The organism is Erwinia sp. 9145 (assembly GCF_000745075.1).
Taxonomy (GTDB): domain Bacteria; phylum Pseudomonadota; class Gammaproteobacteria; order Enterobacterales; family Enterobacteriaceae; genus Erwinia; species Erwinia oleae.
In genome coordinates, this window is sequence record NZ_JQNE01000001.1 from 3,942,027 (window position 1) to 3,959,599 (window position 17,573).

Genomic DNA, 17,573 nt, shown 5'->3' on the forward strand with positions numbered 1-17,573 from the left:
AGCATTGTGAAATAAGCTAAGAAGATTCTTATACTATTGCCGATTGCAGCTGATTGTTATCACGGAGTGATCAATGGCAAATTATTTTGCGCGCTGGACGCTGGTTATTTCAGGCTTATCGCTCGGCCCGTTCGTGGGCGGCGCGTTGTTTGAATGGTATGGAAAAGCGCTTTTCTGTGCGATGGCGCTTTGCTGCCCTGGCATTGCGGCATTAATGCTGGTGGGGAAATCCCGTACTAACGCCCGACTGGAAGAACAATAATGAAGAAAAATATTACGCTCATCACCGGCGGCGCTCGCGGTATTGGCCGGGCGACAGCGCTGAACCTGGCGGCCAAAGGCCATAAGGTCTGCATCGGCTACCATTCGCGCGAAACGTGTGCGCAGACCGTGGTGGAGAGCATTCGTCAGCAGGGCGGCGAAGCCCTCGCCATTTGCGCTGATATTGCCAGCGAAGATCAGATTGTCGCTATGTTTCAGCAGATAGATGAACAGCTCGGCCCGCTGACCGGCCTGGTTAACAACGCCGCGATGCTTCAGCAACAATCCTCCATTGAGCAGTTGACCAGCCAGCGGCTGGAAAGGGTGCTCGCCACTAACGTGACGGGCAACATTATCTGCGCTCGCGAGGCGGTAAAGCGTATGTCGTGGCGTCATGGTGGCCAGGGCGGCGCGATTGTTAATGTCTCTTCCGCCGCCTCGCGGCTTGGCGCGCCGCACGAATATCTCGATTACGCCGCGTCAAAAGGCGCAATCGATACGTTTACCATTGGGCTTTCTTTAGAAGTGGCGGCACAGGGCATACGTGTTAACGCCGTGCGGCCCGGCTTTATCTACACGGAAATGCATGTTGACGGCGGCGAACCGGGTCGCGTTGATCGGGTGAAGGCGCTGATCCCGATGAAGCGCGGCGGCACGCCGGAAGAGGTTGCGCAGGCGATCGTCTGGCTACTCTCCGACGACGCCTCTTACGTCACCGGAAGCTTTATCGATCTTGCGGGTGGCAAATAACGCACGTCAAGGCGGCCGGGCGCTCAGGTTAATGCGCGTCGATAAATACGATCTTCAGCACAAACAGCAGCGCGACAACCACCACACACGGGCTGATTTCCCGCCAGCGGCCGGTGCCCAGCTTCATCACGCAATAGGAGATAAAGCCCAATGCGATCCCCTCGGTGATGGAGAAACTGAACGGCATCATGGCGGTAGTGACAAAAGCGGGCACCGCTTCGGTCAAATCTTCCCACTTCACCCGCGCCAGGCTTGAGGTCATCAGTACGCCAACGTAGATCAGCGCGCCTGCGGTAGCGTAAGGCGGCACCATGCCCGCCAGCGGCGAAAGGAACATCACGGCCAGGAACAGGATGCCGGTGACCACCGCAACCAGGCCGGTTCGGCCACCGATTGAAACGCCGGAGGTGCTTTCAATGTAGGCGGTAACGGAAGAGGTACCGATGTAAGCGCCCGCTACCGAGCTGAGGCTGTCGACATACAGCGCCTGTTTCATGCGCGGGAAAGTGCCTTTTTCATCGGTCAGACCGGCTTTGTCCGTTACGCCAATCAGCGTGCCGGACGAGTCAAAAAGGTTAACTAACATGAATGAAAAGATGATACCGGCCATACCGATATTGAACGAACCGGCTAAATCGACCTCACCCAGCACGGCGGTCACGCCGGTTGGCATCGAAAACACGCCGCCATATTGGACGTCGCCGGTCACCAGGGCGATCAGCGTCACCACGACGATGGAAACCAGCACGGCAATATGCACGTTACGCGAAGCCAGCACGGCAATAATAAAGAAACCCAGTGCGCCCAGCAGCACGCTGTGCGAGGTCAGATCGCCGACGGCCACCAGCGTGTCTTTATTGGGTACCACGATACCGGCGTTTTTCAGTCCGATCATCGCAATAAACAGGCCGATACCGGCGGTGATCCCCACGCGCAGGCTGAGGGGAATATTGGCGATCATCCAGTAGCGAATGCGGAAAATGGTCAGCAGCAGCAGACCAACAGCGCCCCAGAAAATAGCGCCCATGCCCACCTGCCAGGAGATGCCCATGGCCCCCACCACCACAAAGGCAAAAAAGGCGTTCAGCCCCATCGCCGGTGCCAGCGCCACCGGCAGGTTGGCAATCAGCCCCATCAAAATACTGCCGCCAGCGGCAATCAGGCAGGTTGTCACAAATACCGCCTGGGTATTCATGCCCGCCACGCCAAGGATCTGTGGATTCACGAAAACGATATAGACCATGGTGAGGAACGTCGTGAAGCCTGCTATCACTTCGGTACGCACCGTCGTGCCGTGCTCCTGGAGTTTAAAAATCCGCTGCATCAGACCGGAGTTATTCATTGTTTCATTCCAAAACGGAGAAGGATTTTTCGTCGGCTATCCTAACCTATTCATCGAAATTTGGTAGACGGACGAACGGTTTTTTCGCAACCGATTGCGCTGCTGAGTGTTGATTAACGGGTCGCATTTCGCGGTGAGTCAAGTAAAGTGTCGGAACAGGGCAACAAGGGAGAACCGCCGATGTCTGTTGAATGTGTCTTTTTTGATTGCGACGGGACGCTGGTTGACAGCGAATTGTTATGTACGCAGGCCTACGTCAATACCTTTGCACGGTTCGGCGCAGAACTTTCGCTCAACGAGATGTTTGAAAAATATAAGGGCGTGAAGCTCTACGATATTATCGATGATGTCTGTGCGCAGCATCAACTCTCCGCCACGGTAGACGATCTTGAACCCGCTTATCGTAAAGAGGTCGCCAGACTTTTTGATCGTGAACTGAAACCCATCGCCGGCGCCCGCGCGCTGCTGGAAAAGATGAACGTGCCCATTTGCGTGGTATCGAACGGCACCGTCGGTAAAATGCAGCATTCGCTGGGCCTGACGAAAATGCTGCGCTTTTTTGATGACCGGTTATACAGCGGCTATGACATCAACAGTTGGAAACCCGATCCCGATTTGATGCTGCACGCGGCCAGCGAGATGGGCGTGGCTATCGATCGCTGCATTTTGGTGGACGACTCAGAAGCGGGCGCAAAAGCTGGTATCGCGGCAGGCATACCGGTTTTCTACTACTGCGCGGATGCGCACAACAGGCCGCTGGCGCATCCGCTGGTGACGTCTTTTGATGATATGGCGCAACTGCCCGACCTGTGGAACGCGCGCGGCTGGACGCTGACGACCTGATCAGCCAATCGCGCCCAGCCGATCCTCGCTGCCCTGGGTTTTGGGTAACAAAAACAGCGTGGCGACGATATCCAGCAGGTAGATAAGCGCCAGCAGAGTAATGGCGGCAACAAAAGAGAGCTGGCTGGCCAGCATACCGATCACCAACGGGCCGAAGCCGCCGACGCCGCGCCCCAGATTAAACAGCACGTTCTGCGCCGTGGCGCGCGCCTGCACCGGGTAGGTGTCGGAAATCAGCGCGCCGTAGCCGCCAATCATGCCATTAACGAACATCCCCATAACCGCGCCGCTGAACAGCATAATCGTGGGGTCGCGGAGCTGCGCGTAAATCACCACCATAATCACTGCGCCGAACTGATAAAGCAGGAAGATTTTCCAGCGTGCGAAGCGATCGGCCAACATGCCGAACAGCCAGATACCAAAGATCATGCCGACGACCGTCACCGCCGTCCACAGGCCTGATTTTGTCAGCGTAAAACCAAAACTGGACGAGAGATAGCTCGGCATCCAGATCATCAGCCCGTAATAGCCGAAGTTCTGTACCGAGCAGAGGATCAGAATGCCAAGGCTGGCCTTCGCGGTGGCGGCATCTCTGAACAGCAGCTTCAGGCGTGCGGAGAACGACAGCGTCTGGGTGTTTTTTTGCGCGCGGGTGAAGCCTTCAGGCTCGCCTGCGCCCCGTCGGATAAAAAATGACACCAGCGCAGGAAACAGCCCGACCAGAAACATACCGCGCCAGCCGATAACGTCCAGCAGCAGCGGCGTAATAAACGCCGCCAGCAGCACGCCGAGCTGCCAGCCAATACCCACCCACGCCGACGCGCGATTGCGCTTATTGGCCGGCCAGGCTTCGGCGATCAGCGCCATACCGATACCGAACTCGCCGCCCAGCCCGACGCCCGCCAGCGTGCGGTAGATCAACAGATCCCAGTAGCCCTGCGCCGCCGCACACAGGCCGGTAAACAGCGAAAACATCAGAATGGTGAAGGTCAGCACGCGAATGCGCCCCAGTCGATCGCTGAGGTGGCCAAAAATGATGCCACCCGCCACGGCGCCAATCAGCGTCCAGGTGACCAGCGAACCGGCCTGAGAAGCATCCAGTGCCAGCGAAACGCTGATGGCAGGCAGCATAAAGCCAAGAATAAGCAGATCGAAGCCGTCCATTGCGTAACCGCTGACGGCGGCCAGCATGGCCTTCGCGGGCGTGGTGCCCGGCTGCTGAGAAGTCATGTGCGTTCCCTGTCTGAATAAATGTGCGGCAAGTATAATTTTGCAGACGCAGCCATTCCAGAGGAAAACGCGGAGGCAGAGAAATCAGGCCGAATTAATCCGGCCAGGTAAGGATCAGGCGGGCGTGCTGCTGCTGTCGTCGCCGGTAAGCAGTTTATCAAGCTGGTCGCCACCGACGTGGCGGAAGTCCTGACCTTTCACGAAATAGAAAATGATTTCACAAATGTTCTGACAGCGATCGCCAATACGTTCAATGGCGCGTGCGCAGAACAACGCGGTCAATACGCTGGGAATGGTGCGCGGATCTTCCATCATGTAGGTCATCAACTGGCGGACGATGCCTTCATATTCCTGATCCACCTTTTTGTCTTCCCGGTAGATTTCGATCGCCGCATTCAGATCCATACGCGCGAAAGCGTCCAGCACGTCGTGCAGCATCTGGATGGTGTGGTGCCCCATCGACTCCAGACTCACCAGCAACGGCTGGTGCGACTGACCAAATTTTTCCAGCGCGGTGCGGCTGATTTTTTCCGCCACGTCGCCGATACGCTCCAGTTCGGAGATCGTTTTGATGATCGCCATCACCAGCCGCAGGTCGCTGGCGGTGGGCTGCCGCTTGGCGATAATGCGCACGCAGGCTTCATCAATCGACACTTCCATCATATTCACTTTCTGATCGCCGTCTATGACCTGCTGCGCCAGTTCGCCGTCCTGATTATGCATCGCGGTGATCGCATCGGTCAGCTGCTGCTCCACCATGCCGCCCATGGTCAGCACCTGGGTACGAATGTGCTCCAGCTCGGCGTTAAACTGCCCGGAGATATGTTTGTTCAGATTCAGGTTATCCATCGTGTTCTCCAGTCAAATCAACCATAGCGGCCGGTAATATAGTCTTCAGTCTGTTTCTGGTGCGGCTTGGTAAACAGCGTGTCGGTATCGCTGAACTCAATCAGCTCGCCCAGATACATAAAGGCGGTGTGATCGGAGCAGCGCGCCGCCTGCTGCATATTATGCGTAACGATCACCACGGTGTAATCCTGCTTCAGCTCGGTGATCAGCTCCTCAATGCGACCGGTTGAGATCGGGTCCAGCGCCGAGCAGGGTTCATCCAGCAGCAGCACTTCGGGACGAATGGCGATGCCGCGCGCGATGCATAAACGCTGCTGTTGCCCGCCGGAAAGGCTGTAGCCGCTCTGATGTAACTTATCTTTGGTTTCCGTCCACAGGGCCGCCTTAGTCAACGCCCACTGCACACGCTCATCCATATCGGCGCGCGACAGCTTCTCAAACAGCCGCACGCCAAAGGCGATATTATCGTAAATCGACATCGGAAACGGCGTGGGCTTCTGAAAGACCATACCGACGCGCGCGCGCAGCAAAGCGATGTCCTGGCTGGCGGTCAGGATGTTTTCGCCATCCAGCAGAATTTCACCCTCGGCGCGCTGTTCGGGATAGAGCGAGAACATCTTATTGAAAGTGCGCAGCAGGGTTGATTTGCCGCAGCCCGACGGGCCGATGAAGGCGGTCACCTGGTTTTTGGCGATATCCAGGTTGATACTCTTCAGCGCATGGAATTTCCCGTACCAGAAGTTTAAATCACGCACCTGAATCATCTTACCGCTATTGTCAGCCATTCTCTTTCTCACTGGTTCGCGCCGCCGCAGCCGCGCTTCTTCATTAATGTTTGCCTTTGGCGAAGATCACCCGCGCCAGAATGTTCAGCAGCAGTACGCAAAGGGTGATCAGCAGCACGCCAGCCCAGGCCAGACTTTGCCATTCGGCAAACGGGCTCATGGCGAATTTAAAGATGGTTACCGGCAGGTTGGCCAGCGGCTGCATCATGTCGGTGCTCCAGAACTGGTTGGAGAGCGACGTGAACAGCAGCGGCGCGGTTTCACCCGCAATGCGCGCAATCGCCAGCAGCACGCCGGTCAGGATGCCGGATACGGAGGCTTTCAGCGTAATCGCCGAAATCATCTTCCACTTCGGCGTGCCCAGCGCGTAAGCCGCTTCGCGCAGGCTGTCCGGCACGAGCTTCAGCATGTTTTCCGTGGTGCGGATAACAATGGGGATCTGCAACAGCGCCAGCGCCACCACGCCCGCCAGACCCGAAAAGTGCTGCATCCGGGCGACAACGAGAGTGTAAACGAACAGGCCAACCACAATGGAGGGCGCGGAGAGCAGGATATCGTTAATAAAACGCACCACCTCCGCCAGCCAGGATTTGCGGCCGTATTCCGCGAGGTAGATCCCCGCCAGAATACCCAGCGGCGTGCCGACCGCCGTCGACCATAAAATCAGCAGGCCGCTGCCCGCGATGGCGTTCGCCAGGCCGCCGCCTGCGGTATTCGGCGGCGGCGTGTTGGCGGTAAACAACGACAGCGTCATGCCGTCAATGCCGCGGGTGACCGTTGCAAATAAAATCCACACCAGCCAGAACAGGCCAAAGGCCATGGTCAGCAGGGAAAGCGTCAGGGCGATGCGGTTTTTCATTCGCCGCCACGCCTGCATTTTGCGGCGTGAGGCGTTCAGTTCGGCGCGGGCCTGCATCTCCATGGTGGTCATGAGCGCGCTCCTTCATTTTTCGCCAGCCGCAGGATCATAAATTTAGAGCAGGCCAGCACGATAAACGTAATGATAAACAGGATCAGTCCCAGCTCCATCAGCGCGGCGGTATGCACGCCGGATTCCGCCTCGGCAAACTCATTCGCCAGTGCGGAGGTGATGCTGTTGCCCGGCATAAACAGCGAGGCGCTGTCCAGCTGCCAGGTGTTGCCGATAATAAAGGTGACCGCCATGGTTTCACCCAGCGCGCGGCCAAGACCAAGCATAATGCCGCCAATTACGCCGTTTTTAGTAAACGGCAGCACGATGCGCCAGATAACTTCCCAGGTGGTACAACCGATGCCGTAGGCAGATTCCTTCATCATCACCGGGGTTTGTTCGAACACGTCGCGCATCACCGAAGCGATATAAGGAATGATCATAATGGCAAGAATGATGCCGGCGGCAAGTATGCCGATACCAAAGGCCGGGCCGGAGAACAGCGCGCCGACGATGGGGATATTCGCCATCAGGTCGCCCAGCGGCGTCTGGAAATACGTGGCAAACAGCGGGGCAAAAATAAACAGTCCCCACATGCCATAAACAATACTGGGGATCGCCGCCAGCAGCTCTATCGCCACGCCAAGCGGACGACGCAGCCAGGCCGGCGCCAGCTCGGTCAGAAACAGCGCGATGCCAAAGCTCACGGGAACGGCAATAATCAGGGCGATAAGGGAAGTCACGACGGTGCCGTAAATCGCCACCAGCGCGCCAAACTGCTCGCCGGGCGCATCCCAGGTTTTGGTCCACAAAAAGGAAAAGCCGAACTTCTGTATGCTGGGCCAGGAGGAGATAATAAGCGAGACAATAATCCCACCGAGCAGCAACAGCACGACCAGCGCCGCCAGCTTAACCAGCGCGCCAAACAGAATGTCACCTTGCTTTCCGGGAGCCTTGAAAGTCGACCTGGTTGCAGCCATAGCGTTCTCAATGTCGGAAGTGTTGAGGCGGACTGAACGCCGCCTCGCGGTATGGGCGAATAGCTCCGCCGCAGCTTAGTACAGCGCTTTGCCGCTGCTGTCTTTCACATTGGTTTTCCAGGCTGCGCGAACCTGCTCAACCACGGTGTCCGGCAGTGAAGCGTAGTCCAGGCTGCTGGTGGTTTTGCCGCCGTTTTTATACGCCCAGTCGAAGAATTCAAGCACCGCTTTGCCTTTTTCAGCGTTCGCCTGATCTTTATGCACCAGGATGAAGGTGGTTGAGGTGATCGGCCATGCGTTATCGCCTTTCTGGAAGGTCAGATCCTGGGCAAAAGATTTGCTCCAGTCAGCGCCTTTCGCCGCATCGCTAAAGCTCTGCTCGCCCGGTTCGACCGCTTTGCCATCGGCATCCAACAGTTTGGTATAGGCCAGACTGTTCTGCTTCGCGTAGGCATATTCCACATAGCCGATGGAGCCTGGCAGACGCTGAACGAACGCGGCGACGCCATCGTTGCCCTTGCCGCCCAGGCCGGTTGGCCAGTTTACGGTGTTGCCTTTACCCACTTTGCTGCTCCAGTCGCTGTTCACTTTTGCCAGGTAGCTGGTGAACACGAAGGAGGTGCCGGAACCGTCCGCGCGACGCACCACGTTGATGTTGCTGTCAGGCAGTTTCACGCCGGGATTCAGCTTTGTGATGGCCGGATCGTTCCATTTTTTGACCGTGCCGAGATAGATATCACCAACGGTTTTGCCATCCAGCGTCAGCTGGCCGGATTTCACGCCAGGGATATTCACCGCCAGCACCACGCCGCCGATAACGGTCGGGAACTGGAACAGACCGTTTTTCTCTAAATCTTCATCTTTCATTGGCGCATCGGAGGCACCAAAATCCACGGTTTTGGCGATAATCTGCTTCACGCCGCCGGATGAGCCGATCCCCTGATAGTTAACCTGAGCACCCGTCGCTGCGTTGTAATCTGCCGCCCACTTATTATAAACCGGCGCCGGGAAAGTCCCGCCCGCACCGGTGAGATTAGTGGCGGCAAAGGCAGATACCACGCTTAAGGAAAGAGCCGCTGTCACGCACTGCACCAGGGTTTTTTGCATCAGAGTCATATTCCCTCCGGGGGATTAAAAGTCGGGTCGTATGCCGTTTTAATAAGAATATTGATTGCTGCTGGAGGCAAAATAGGACAGTTTCGTGACAGTAAAATGTACGCAATATGACAGTTTTATTACAGCCCGCCGGGCGATCGGCAAATTGTGATCGCTGTCAGCAGCATCCGCTGAATTCTGCCAGCTTTACCCGTTAAGCGGCACTCCCCTGAAGGTTAGCCTGTTCTCTGCTCTTTAGACTCACCAGCATCAGGATCTGTTTATCCGATCCGGCCACCTCAAAAAGAGTGAGGAAAAAGAATGAGCAACGCAATCACCATGGGAATTATGTGGCACCTGATCGGTGCCGCCAGCGCGGCCTGCTTTTACGCCCCGTTTAAAAAAGTTCGTCACTGGTCCTGGGAAACCATGTGGTCGGTCGGCGGTATCGTTTCATGGCTTATCCTGCCGTGGGTTGTCAGCGCGCTGCTGCTGCCGGATTTTTGGGCCTACTACGGATCTTTCAGCGCCGCCACGCTGCTACCGGTGTTTCTGTTTGGCGCCATGTGGGGGATTGGCAATATCAATTACGGCCTGACCATGCGCTACCTCGGCATGTCGATGGGCATCGGCATTGCCATCGGCATTACGCTGATTGTCGGTACGCTGATGACGCCGCTGATGAACGGGAAATTCGACGTATTGCTGGGTACGCAGGGTGGCCGGATGACGCTGCTTGGCGTGCTGGTGGCGGTGGTTGGCGTGGCGATCGTCACCCGCGCCGGGCAGCTTAAAGAGCGCCAGATGGGCATTAAAGCGGAAGAGTTCAACCTGAAAAAAGGCCTGCTGCTGGCGATAATGTGCGGCATTTTCTCGGCAGGCATGTCTTTCGCCATGGACGCGGCGAAACCGATGCACGAAGCGGCAGCCAGCCTCGGCGTCGATCCGCTCTACGTTGCTCTGCCGAGCTATGTGGTGATTATGGGCGGCGGCGCATTAATTAACCTGGGCTTCTGCATTATTCGCCTGGCAACGGTGAAGACGCTGTCGGTCAAAGCCGATTTCTCGCTGGCTACGCCGCTGATTATCGCCAACGTGCTGCTTTCCGCGCTGGGCGGTCTGATGTGGTATCTGCAATTTTTCTTCTATGCGTGGGGCCACGCGCGGATCCCGGCGCAGTACGACTATATGAGCTGGATGCTGCATATGAGTTTTTACGTGCTGTGCGGCGGGCTGGTTGGGCTGGTAATGAAAGAGTGGAAAGCGGCCGGCCGCCGTCCGGTGAGGGTGCTGGGAATTGGCTGTATGGTTATCATTCTGGCGGCGAATATTGTCGGTCTGGGAATGGCTAATTGAATCAGGACGTTAACGCAAACTGTTGACGCCACAGCCGTGGCGTCACGCCCGTCTCTCGGGTGAACGCGACAGAAAAATAGTTACTGTCTTCAAAGCCACATTGTGCAGCGATGTCGCTGATTAACAGGTTACTGTGGCGGAGTAAGTACTGCGCCTGGCAAATGCGCATCTGGCGCAGATACTGACTGATGGTCATGCCGGTTTGCTGTCGGAAAAGCTGACGCAAACTCCGTTCCGCCACCTTATGATGATGGCAAAAAAGCGCAAGATCGAACGGCACATCGAGACTGTTTCCCAGCGCGGCCATCAGCAAATCCAGCTTCTCTTCCTCCCGCAAACCCGTCGCATTCACCGCCTGATAGCGATGCCGACGCAGGTTAATCACCAGTTGCAAAAACAGGCTTTCCGCCAGGCAGCATGACAGGGGATCCGTCTTTGAGCTTTCCTGCGCCAGCTGGCTGATGATTTGCCGTGCCTGCGCCATTCCCTGACTGCTCAGTCGCCAGCGCGGATCGCCGCTCTGCGCGGTTCCGCTGCTTAACAGATCCTGCCAGTCGACATTGAGTTGCAATCGCTCCGGACAGTAAATGATGTTGTGCAGCACCAGGCCGTTTACCGATTCATAGCGGTGGCGATCGTCGGCGCGGATATAAAACAGGTCGCCGCAGGTGATAAGCCACGGGCGATCGTTAAGAATATGCAGCCCGTTGCCGCGCCATACCAGCACCAGCTCGCAAAATTCATGGCTGTGTTCGGCAAAAACATTTTGCGGATAGCGATCGGCCACCACCACCGACTGCGCGGCAGACGCAAAGAAATCGGTTTTTTTGAGGATTAACTGAGTTGACACAGCGTATCTCCGCAGCTCGACAGCCCGCGATTATTACCCATCTGCGCAAAAAAAACGGTGACTCGATTCGCGTTACGGCCCGTGCCGTTCCAGCCCCTGACGAACGGCGCGCGGAGAGCAGCCAAACTCACGCTTGAACAGCGTTGAGAAGTGATTGCTGTCGCCAAAACCGCATTGAAACGCGATATCCGTAACGCTCTCCTCGCCGTGACGCAGCAGATGGCGCGCTCTGATCAGGCGCAGACGATTGAGGTAGCGCTGCGGCGTCAGTCCCGTTTGTTGTTTAAGCTGGCGATGGAGCGTACGCAGGGAGAGCGTGAAGTTGTCGGCAAGATATTCCCAACACACCTCCTCGGCGAAATGCTCCTCCAGCCAGGCGATCAGGTGGTTCAGACGTCCCTCAGGCTCGTCGGTCTTCTCCGCCAGACCGGCCTGACGCAGCAGCACCAGCAACTGCATAAACAGAATTTCACGGTTAGCGACGGTGTGAGGATCGCTTTCGTTATCCATGCCAACAAAGCGTTCGATAATCTCTTTCACCTGATGCAGCACGCGCTGATTCACACGCCAGTGCGAAGGATAAACGCTGTCCTTCTCAGCGGGCAGCAGCTTTTCAACCCCGGACAGGAAACAGAAGGCATCCGGCGCGCGATAGAGCACGTTGGTCAGAAACAGATTTTCAGTATGTTCATAGAGATGGCGATCGTGATCGCGCACGAAGCAGACCGATCCGCCGCTCAGCGTGTAGGGCTGGCCGTTAAAAACATGCGTACCGGTACCGCGTTCGACGATAACGATTTCGAAAAAATCATGATGATGTTCAGGAAACGCCGACTGCGGAAGACGAGGTTCAATCGCCACTGAAGCCTGCGCGGAAGGGAAAAAATCAACGCCATGCAGTACCGTCATCGTAACCTCCCATCACCAAAAGATGGGATGATGGTAGAGAATGCTTCTCAACTCCACCTTAAAATCCTGACAAAAAAAAGCGTAAAACCTGTTTTTTTTCAAAGAAATGCTGTCATTTATCCAGAAATGCGAGTGGGGTCACAGGCGGATTTTTATCCAACATGCATCCGTTTTCAGGCAGGCCAGGCGCGCGCGTCGTCTGGCTTGCCTGAAACTGTGAGCTCTCTCGCATCTATCTTTGCTTCCTTGCCAGCCTGTTCTGACGGCTGTCAGTAGCATGAAGGCCCCCCCAGACGCCGGTTTTTATACTGATGGAAAATGATCCCAATAAGGACTCCATCATGACTCTTCGCCATAGTGTTGCCGTTGACCTGGGCGCCTCCAGCGGCCGCGTGATGCTGGCGCGTTTTGATACTCTCACTCAGCGGCTCTCTTTGCGGGAGATCCACCGTTTCGCCAACTGCCTGAAACGCGTTGAAGGCCATGACACCTGGGACGTGGACGCGCTTGAAGCTGACATCCGTTTCGGCCTGCAAAAAGCCTGCGATGAAACCCCGCACATCGACAGCATCGGTATCGACGCCTGGGGCGTGGATTATGTGCTGATCGATAACGCCGGAAACCGCGTCGGTCTGCCTTTTTCCTATCGTGATAACCGCACCGACGGCGTGATGGCGCAGGCATGCAGCGAAATCGGCCGTGAGGAGATCTATCACCGCAGCGGTATTCAGTTTTTACCCTTTAATACCCTTTATCAGCTTCGCGCGCTGGCAGAGCAGCAGCCGGCGTGTCTGGACGCCGTCGCTCACGCGTTGCTGATCCCGGACTATTTTTGTTTCCGCCTGACCGGCGCGCTGAACTGGGAATACACCAACGCCACCACCACGCAGATGGTGAACATCAACACGGACACCTGGGATCGACGGCTGCTGGCGTGGACGGGCGTGCCTGCGCACTGGTTCGGCACGCCAACGCATCCGGGCAATGTGATTGGCGAATGGCGGTGCCGCGCGGGAACAAGCGTGCCGGTGGTCAGCGTGGCAACGCACGACACCGCCAGCGCGGTGTTCGCGGCGCCGCTGGCGGGCAGCGATGCCGCCTGGATCTCTTCCGGCACCTGGTCGCTGATGGGGTTTGAGAGCAAAACGCCCTGCACCAGTGAAGCGGCGCTGGCCGCCAATGTCACCAACGAAGGCGGGGCGGAAGGACGCTATCGCGTGCTGAAAAATATTATGGGTTTGTGGCTCCTTCAGTGCGTCATGCGAGAGAGAGCGATAACCGACCTGCCCGATCTGATTGCCCGCGCGCAGCAGATCCCCGCCTGCCGCTTTGTTATCAATCCCAATGACGATCGCTTTATCAACCCGGCAAGCATGTGCGGTGAAATTCAGGCCGCCTGTCGTGAAAACCACCAGCCGGTGCCTGAGTGCGACGCTGAACTGGCGCGCTGCATATTTGACAGCCTGGCGCTACTTTACGCCGACGTCTCAGCCGAACTGGCCGCCCTGCGAGGGCGTCCATTCAGCAGCCTGCATATCGTTGGCGGCGGCTGCCAGAACCATTTACTTAACCAGCTTTGCGCGGATGCCTGCGGTATCGAGGTGATTGCCGGGCCGGTAGAAGCCTCCACGCTGGGTAATATCGGCTGCCAGCTTATGGCGCTGGACGATATCCACGATGTCGATGCCTTCCGCGAGGTGGTACGCCACAACAGCGATCTCACCCTGTTTTCTCCTGATTCAGAGAGCGAAATTGCCCGCTTCGTCGTGCAGTTTCGGCAAAACCGTCAAACACGTAAGGAGCTTTGCGCATGACCACTCACATCGAAAAAGCCTGGGACCTGGCAAAACAGCGTTTTGCCGCGGTAGGGATTGATACCGATGAGGCGCTGCGGCAGCTGGATCGCCTGCCCGTTTCCATGCACTGCTGGCAGGGCGACGATGTTGCCGGGTTTGAAAACCCGGAAGGCGAGTTGAGCGGCGGTATTCAGGCCACCGGCAACTATCCGGGCAAAGCGCGTAACGCCATCGAGCTTCGTGCCGATCTCGACCAGGCGCTGAGCCTGATCCCTGGCCCGAAGCGCCTGAATCTGCACGCGATTTACCTGGAATCCGACACGCCGGTCGCACGCGATGAAATCAAGCCGGAACACTTTAAAAACTGGGTCGAATGGGCGAAAACCCGCAAAATGGGGCTGGATTTTAACCCTTCCTGCTTCTCGCATCCGCTGAGCGCGGACGGCTTTACGCTCTCCCATGCCCGTGACGACATTCGCCAGTTCTGGATCAACCACGTGAAGGCAAGCCGCAAAGTCTCGGCCTGGTTCGGCGAGCAGCTCGGCACGCCGTCGGTGATGAATATCTGGGTGCCGGACGGGATGAAAGATATCACCGTGGATCGTCTTGCCCCGCGCCAGCGGCTGCTGGCGGCGCTGGACGAGGCGCTCGCTGAGAAGCTTAACCCGGCGCACCACATTGATGCCGTGGAAAGCAAGCTGTTTGGCATCGGCGCGGAAAGCTATACCGTCGGCTCCAACGAGTTTTGCCTCGGCTATGCCGCCAGCCGCCAGACCGCGCTCTGTCTGGACGCAGGCCACTTTCATCCCACGGAGGTCATCTCCGATAAAATCTCCAGCGCCATGCTTTACGTGCCGCGTCTGTTGCTGCACGTCAGTCGCCCGGTGCGCTGGGACAGCGATCACGTGGTGCTTTTGGATGACGAAACCCAGGCAATCGCCAGCGAAATCGTTCGTCATAACCTGTTTGACCGCGTCCATATCGGCCTTGATTTCTTCGATGCCTCAATTAACCGCATCGCCGCCTGGGTTATCGGCACCCGCAATATGAAAAAAGCCCTGCTGCGCGCCCTGCTGGAACCCACGGAACAGTTAAGACAGCTTGAACAGGCAGGCGATTACACCGCCCGCCTGGCGCTGCTCGAAGAACAGAAATGCCTGCCGTGGCAGGCGGTGTGGGAGATGTACTGCCTGCAACACGATACGCCGGCAGATGCCACGTGGCTTGCCGCCGTTCGTCACTATGAACAACATATATTAACGCAGCGTTAAGGAGCCTCCATGCAACGCATTCTTTCTTCATGGTTTATTCAGGGGATGGTGAAAGCCACCAGCGATATGTGGCTGAAAGGCTGGGACGAGCGCAACGGCGGCAATATCAGTTTGCGCATTGATGCAGAGGACATTGAGCCCTGGCGCGACGAGTTGGTGAAAGCGCCGCGCGTGGTTGAACTGAGTCAGCCTGCCCGCGATCTGGCAGGCTGCTGGTTCCTGGTCACCGGCTCCGGAAAATTTTTCCGCAACGTTCAGTTCGATCCGGCGGACAGCCTGGCGCTGCTGCAAATTACCGAAGACGGCATGGCTTACCATATCCACTGGGGATTGGTTAATGGCGGACTGCCGACCTCCGAGCTGGCGTCGCACCTTCAGTCTCATGCGGTACGTAAAGCGGTATCCGGCGGCCTTGACCGGGTGATCATGCACTGCCACGCGACGAATTTGATCGCCCTGAGTTACGTGCTGCCGCTTGATGTTCCCACCTTTACCCGAAAACTGTGGGAGGGCAGCACCGAATGTCTGGTGGTATTCCCGGACGGTATCGGCATCGTGCCGTGGATGGTGCCGGGCACGGACGGCATCGGTTCCGCCACGGCGGAGCAGATGCGCGCGCACAGCCTGGTGCTGTGGCCGCACCACGGCATTTTTGGTACCGGCCCAACCCTTGACGAGGCCTTCGGCCTGATTGATACCGCAGAAAAAGCGTCAGAAATCCTGGTGAAGGTTTACGCGATGGGCGGCATGAAGCAGACCATCACCACGGCGGAACTGATTGCGCTTGGCGAGCGTTTTGGCGTGACGCCGCTGGCGTCAGCATTGAAGGATTAAGGAGCAGATCATGAGTTTTATGCTGGCACTACCTAAAATCAGCCTGCATGGCACGGGCGCAATCGGCGATATGGTTAAGCTGATCGCCGGCAAAAACTGGGGCAAAGCGCTGATCGTCACCGACGGACAACTGGTGAAGATGGGGCTGCTGGACAGCCTGTTTTCGGCGCTGCATGCGCACCAGCTTGCTTATCAACTTTTCGATGAAGTGTTCCCTAATCCGACCGAAGCGCTGGTGCAAAAAGGGCTGGCGGCGTTTAACCATTCAGCCTGTGACTACCTCATCGCCTTTGGCGGCGGCAGCCCGATTGATACGGCAAAAGCGATAAAAATACTCACGGCCAATCCGGGCGCGTCCATCGATTACGCCGGTGTCGGTCACGTCACGCATTCCGGCGTGCCGCTGGTGGCCATCAATACCACCGCCGGAACCGCCGCAGAGATGACCAGTAATGCGGTGATTATTGATGCCGCGCGCCAGGTGAAAGAGGTCATTATTGATGCGAACATCATTCCTGACATTGCCGTGGACGACGCCAGCGTGATGCTGGATATTCCGCCTGCGGTGACGGCGGCAACCGGTATGGACGCGCTGACACACGCTATTGAGGCTTACGTCTCGGTGGGGGCGCATCCGCTAACGGACGCCAACGCGCTGGAAGCAATCCGCCTGATAGGCCAGTGGCTGCCAAAAGCGGTGGAGGAGGGCCACAATGCGCAAGCGCGCGAGATGATGGCCTGTGGGCAATATCTGGCAGGCATGGCTTTTAACAGCGCCGGACTTGGCCTGGTGCATGCGCTGGCCCACCAGCCGGGCGCGACGCACAATCTGCCGCACGGCGTCTGCAATGCCATTCTGCTGCCGATTGTCGAGGCCTTTAACCGACCCAACGCCGTCGCGCGCTTTGCGCGTATCGCGACCGCAATGGGCGTGGACACGCAGGCGCTCAGCGAGGAGCAGGCGAGTATTGAAGCCATTAATGCCATTTACGGACTTTCTGCCCGTGTCGGCATCCCGTCCGGCTTCAGCGACCTTGGCATAACCTCCTCAGATATTGAAGGCTGGCTGGATAACGCCCTCGCCGATCCGTGCGCGCCGTGCAATCCGCGAACCGCTTCCCGCGAGCAGGTGCGCGCGCTCTATCTGGAGGCGTTATGATCCGCAAGGCCTTTGTCATGCAGGTGAATCCTGATGCCCATGAAGCGTATCAACGGCGTCATACGCCGATTTGGCCGGAGCTGGAAACGATTCTTAAACAGCACGGTGCTCATCACTACGCTATCTACCTTGATGCTGAGCGCAGCCTGCTTTTTGCCACGGTAGAGCTTGAGTCTGAAGATCGCTGGGCGGCGGTGGCGCAAACGGAGGTCTGCCAGCGCTGGTGGAAGTATATGCGGGAAGTGATGCCGACGAATGCGGACAACAGCCCGGTGAGTAGCACCCTGAAAGAAGTTTTTTATCTCGCCTGATCTATGCTGCTTTAAATCAGGCAAGCCCTGCTGAAGCGGGGC

18 protein-coding genes are annotated in these 17,573 nt (G+C 57.2%); 9 read left to right on the top strand and 9 right to left on the bottom strand.

Annotation, left to right across the window (positions count from 1 at the left end):
* Positions 1-73 precede the first annotated feature (73 nt).
* Complete coding sequence (locus FA91_RS18550; protein WP_051937328.1) at positions 74-262, top strand: hypothetical protein; 189 nt, start codon at positions 74-76, stop codon at positions 260-262.
* Complete coding sequence (locus FA91_RS18555) at positions 262-1,011, top strand: SDR family oxidoreductase (RefSeq protein WP_034918168.1); 750 nt, start codon at positions 262-264, stop codon at positions 1,009-1,011. Before FA91_RS18550 ends, FA91_RS18555 begins: the two co-directional genes overlap by 1 nt.
* A gap of 28 nt (positions 1,012-1,039) precedes the next feature.
* Here the strand turns inward: FA91_RS18555 and FA91_RS18560 are convergent, their stop codons facing one another.
* Positions 1,040-2,353, bottom strand: coding sequence for an NCS2 family permease (locus tag FA91_RS18560; RefSeq protein ID WP_034918170.1), 1,314 nt, complete (start codon positions 2,351-2,353; stop codon positions 1,040-1,042).
* A 180-nt stretch (positions 2,354-2,533) separates the two neighbouring features.
* Between FA91_RS18560 and yieH the strand changes: the two genes are divergently transcribed.
* Complete coding sequence (gene yieH / locus FA91_RS18565; RefSeq protein ID WP_034918172.1) at positions 2,534-3,196, top strand: 6-phosphogluconate phosphatase; 663 nt, start codon at positions 2,534-2,536, stop codon at positions 3,194-3,196.
* Here yieH and FA91_RS18570 read toward each other — a convergent pair whose 3' ends face one another.
* From FA91_RS18570 to pstS, 6 genes are all read right to left on the bottom strand, one after another.
* Positions 3,197-4,426, bottom strand: coding sequence for an MFS transporter (locus FA91_RS18570; RefSeq protein WP_034918175.1), 1,230 nt, complete (start codon positions 4,424-4,426; stop codon positions 3,197-3,199).
* Between the two features lie 114 nt (positions 4,427-4,540).
* The gene (phoU, locus tag FA91_RS18575) at positions 4,541-5,275 is read right to left on the bottom strand and encodes a phosphate signaling complex protein PhoU (protein ID WP_034918177.1); all 735 of its coding nucleotides are present in this window, start codon (positions 5,273-5,275) and stop codon (positions 4,541-4,543) included.
* Positions 5,276-5,292: 17 nt separating this feature from the next.
* Positions 5,293-6,060, bottom strand: a complete 768-nt coding sequence (gene pstB / locus FA91_RS18580) for a phosphate ABC transporter ATP-binding protein PstB (protein WP_034918179.1) — start codon at positions 6,058-6,060, stop codon at positions 5,293-5,295.
* A gap of 43 nt (positions 6,061-6,103) precedes the next feature.
* Complete coding sequence (gene pstA, locus FA91_RS18585; protein WP_034918181.1) at positions 6,104-6,991, bottom strand: phosphate ABC transporter permease PstA; 888 nt, start codon at positions 6,989-6,991, stop codon at positions 6,104-6,106.
* Positions 6,988-7,950 (bottom strand): phosphate ABC transporter permease PstC, encoded by a 963-nt coding sequence (gene pstC / locus FA91_RS18590; protein WP_034918184.1) that lies wholly within the window; start codon positions 7,948-7,950, stop codon positions 6,988-6,990. Before pstC ends, pstA begins: the two co-directional genes overlap by 4 nt.
* 75 nt (positions 7,951-8,025) lie before the next feature.
* Positions 8,026-9,066, bottom strand: coding sequence for a phosphate ABC transporter substrate-binding protein PstS (pstS, locus tag FA91_RS18595; RefSeq protein WP_034918185.1), 1,041 nt, complete (start codon positions 9,064-9,066; stop codon positions 8,026-8,028).
* Between the two features lie 300 nt (positions 9,067-9,366).
* Between pstS and rhaT the strand changes: the two genes are divergently transcribed.
* Positions 9,367-10,401, top strand: coding sequence for an L-rhamnose/proton symporter RhaT (rhaT, locus tag FA91_RS18600; protein ID WP_034918188.1), 1,035 nt, complete (start codon positions 9,367-9,369; stop codon positions 10,399-10,401).
* A gap of 1 nt (position 10,402) precedes the next feature.
* Here rhaT and rhaR read toward each other — a convergent pair whose 3' ends face one another.
* Together rhaR and rhaS are read right to left on the bottom strand one after the other, a co-directional pair.
* Entirely contained in the window at positions 10,403-11,251 is an 849-nt protein-coding gene (rhaR, locus tag FA91_RS18605; protein WP_034918189.1) for an HTH-type transcriptional activator RhaR, read from the bottom strand.
* A gap of 72 nt (positions 11,252-11,323) precedes the next feature.
* Positions 11,324-12,160: an HTH-type transcriptional activator RhaS gene (gene rhaS / locus FA91_RS18610; protein WP_034918191.1), complete on the bottom strand. Its 837-nt coding sequence runs from the start codon at positions 12,158-12,160 to the stop codon at positions 11,324-11,326.
* A 341-nt stretch (positions 12,161-12,501) separates the two neighbouring features.
* Between rhaS and rhaB the strand changes: the two genes are divergently transcribed.
* The 5 genes from rhaB to rhaM are packed head-to-tail and all read left to right on the top strand — an operon-like array spanning position 12,502 to position 17,531.
* A complete protein-coding gene (rhaB, locus tag FA91_RS18615) occupies positions 12,502-13,974 on the top strand; it encodes a rhamnulokinase (RefSeq protein WP_034919574.1) in 1,473 nt (490 codons plus the stop codon).
* A complete protein-coding gene (locus FA91_RS18620; protein ID WP_034918194.1) occupies positions 13,971-15,227 on the top strand; it encodes an L-rhamnose isomerase in 1,257 nt (418 codons plus the stop codon). The genes rhaB and FA91_RS18620 overlap by 4 nt, the downstream gene beginning before the upstream one ends.
* A gap of 9 nt (positions 15,228-15,236) precedes the next feature.
* Positions 15,237-16,061, top strand: a complete 825-nt coding sequence (gene rhaD / locus FA91_RS18625) for a rhamnulose-1-phosphate aldolase (RefSeq protein WP_034918195.1) — start codon at positions 15,237-15,239, stop codon at positions 16,059-16,061.
* 10 nt (positions 16,062-16,071) lie between these two features.
* A complete protein-coding gene (gene fucO, locus FA91_RS18630) occupies positions 16,072-17,220 on the top strand; it encodes a lactaldehyde reductase (protein WP_034918197.1) in 1,149 nt (382 codons plus the stop codon).
* Positions 17,217-17,531 carry an L-rhamnose mutarotase gene (rhaM, locus tag FA91_RS18635; protein WP_034918200.1) on the top strand — a complete coding sequence of 105 codons (315 nt, stop codon included), beginning with the start codon at positions 17,217-17,219 and terminating at the stop codon, positions 17,529-17,531. Before fucO ends, rhaM begins: the two co-directional genes overlap by 4 nt.
* Positions 17,532-17,573: the final 42 nt, after the last annotated feature.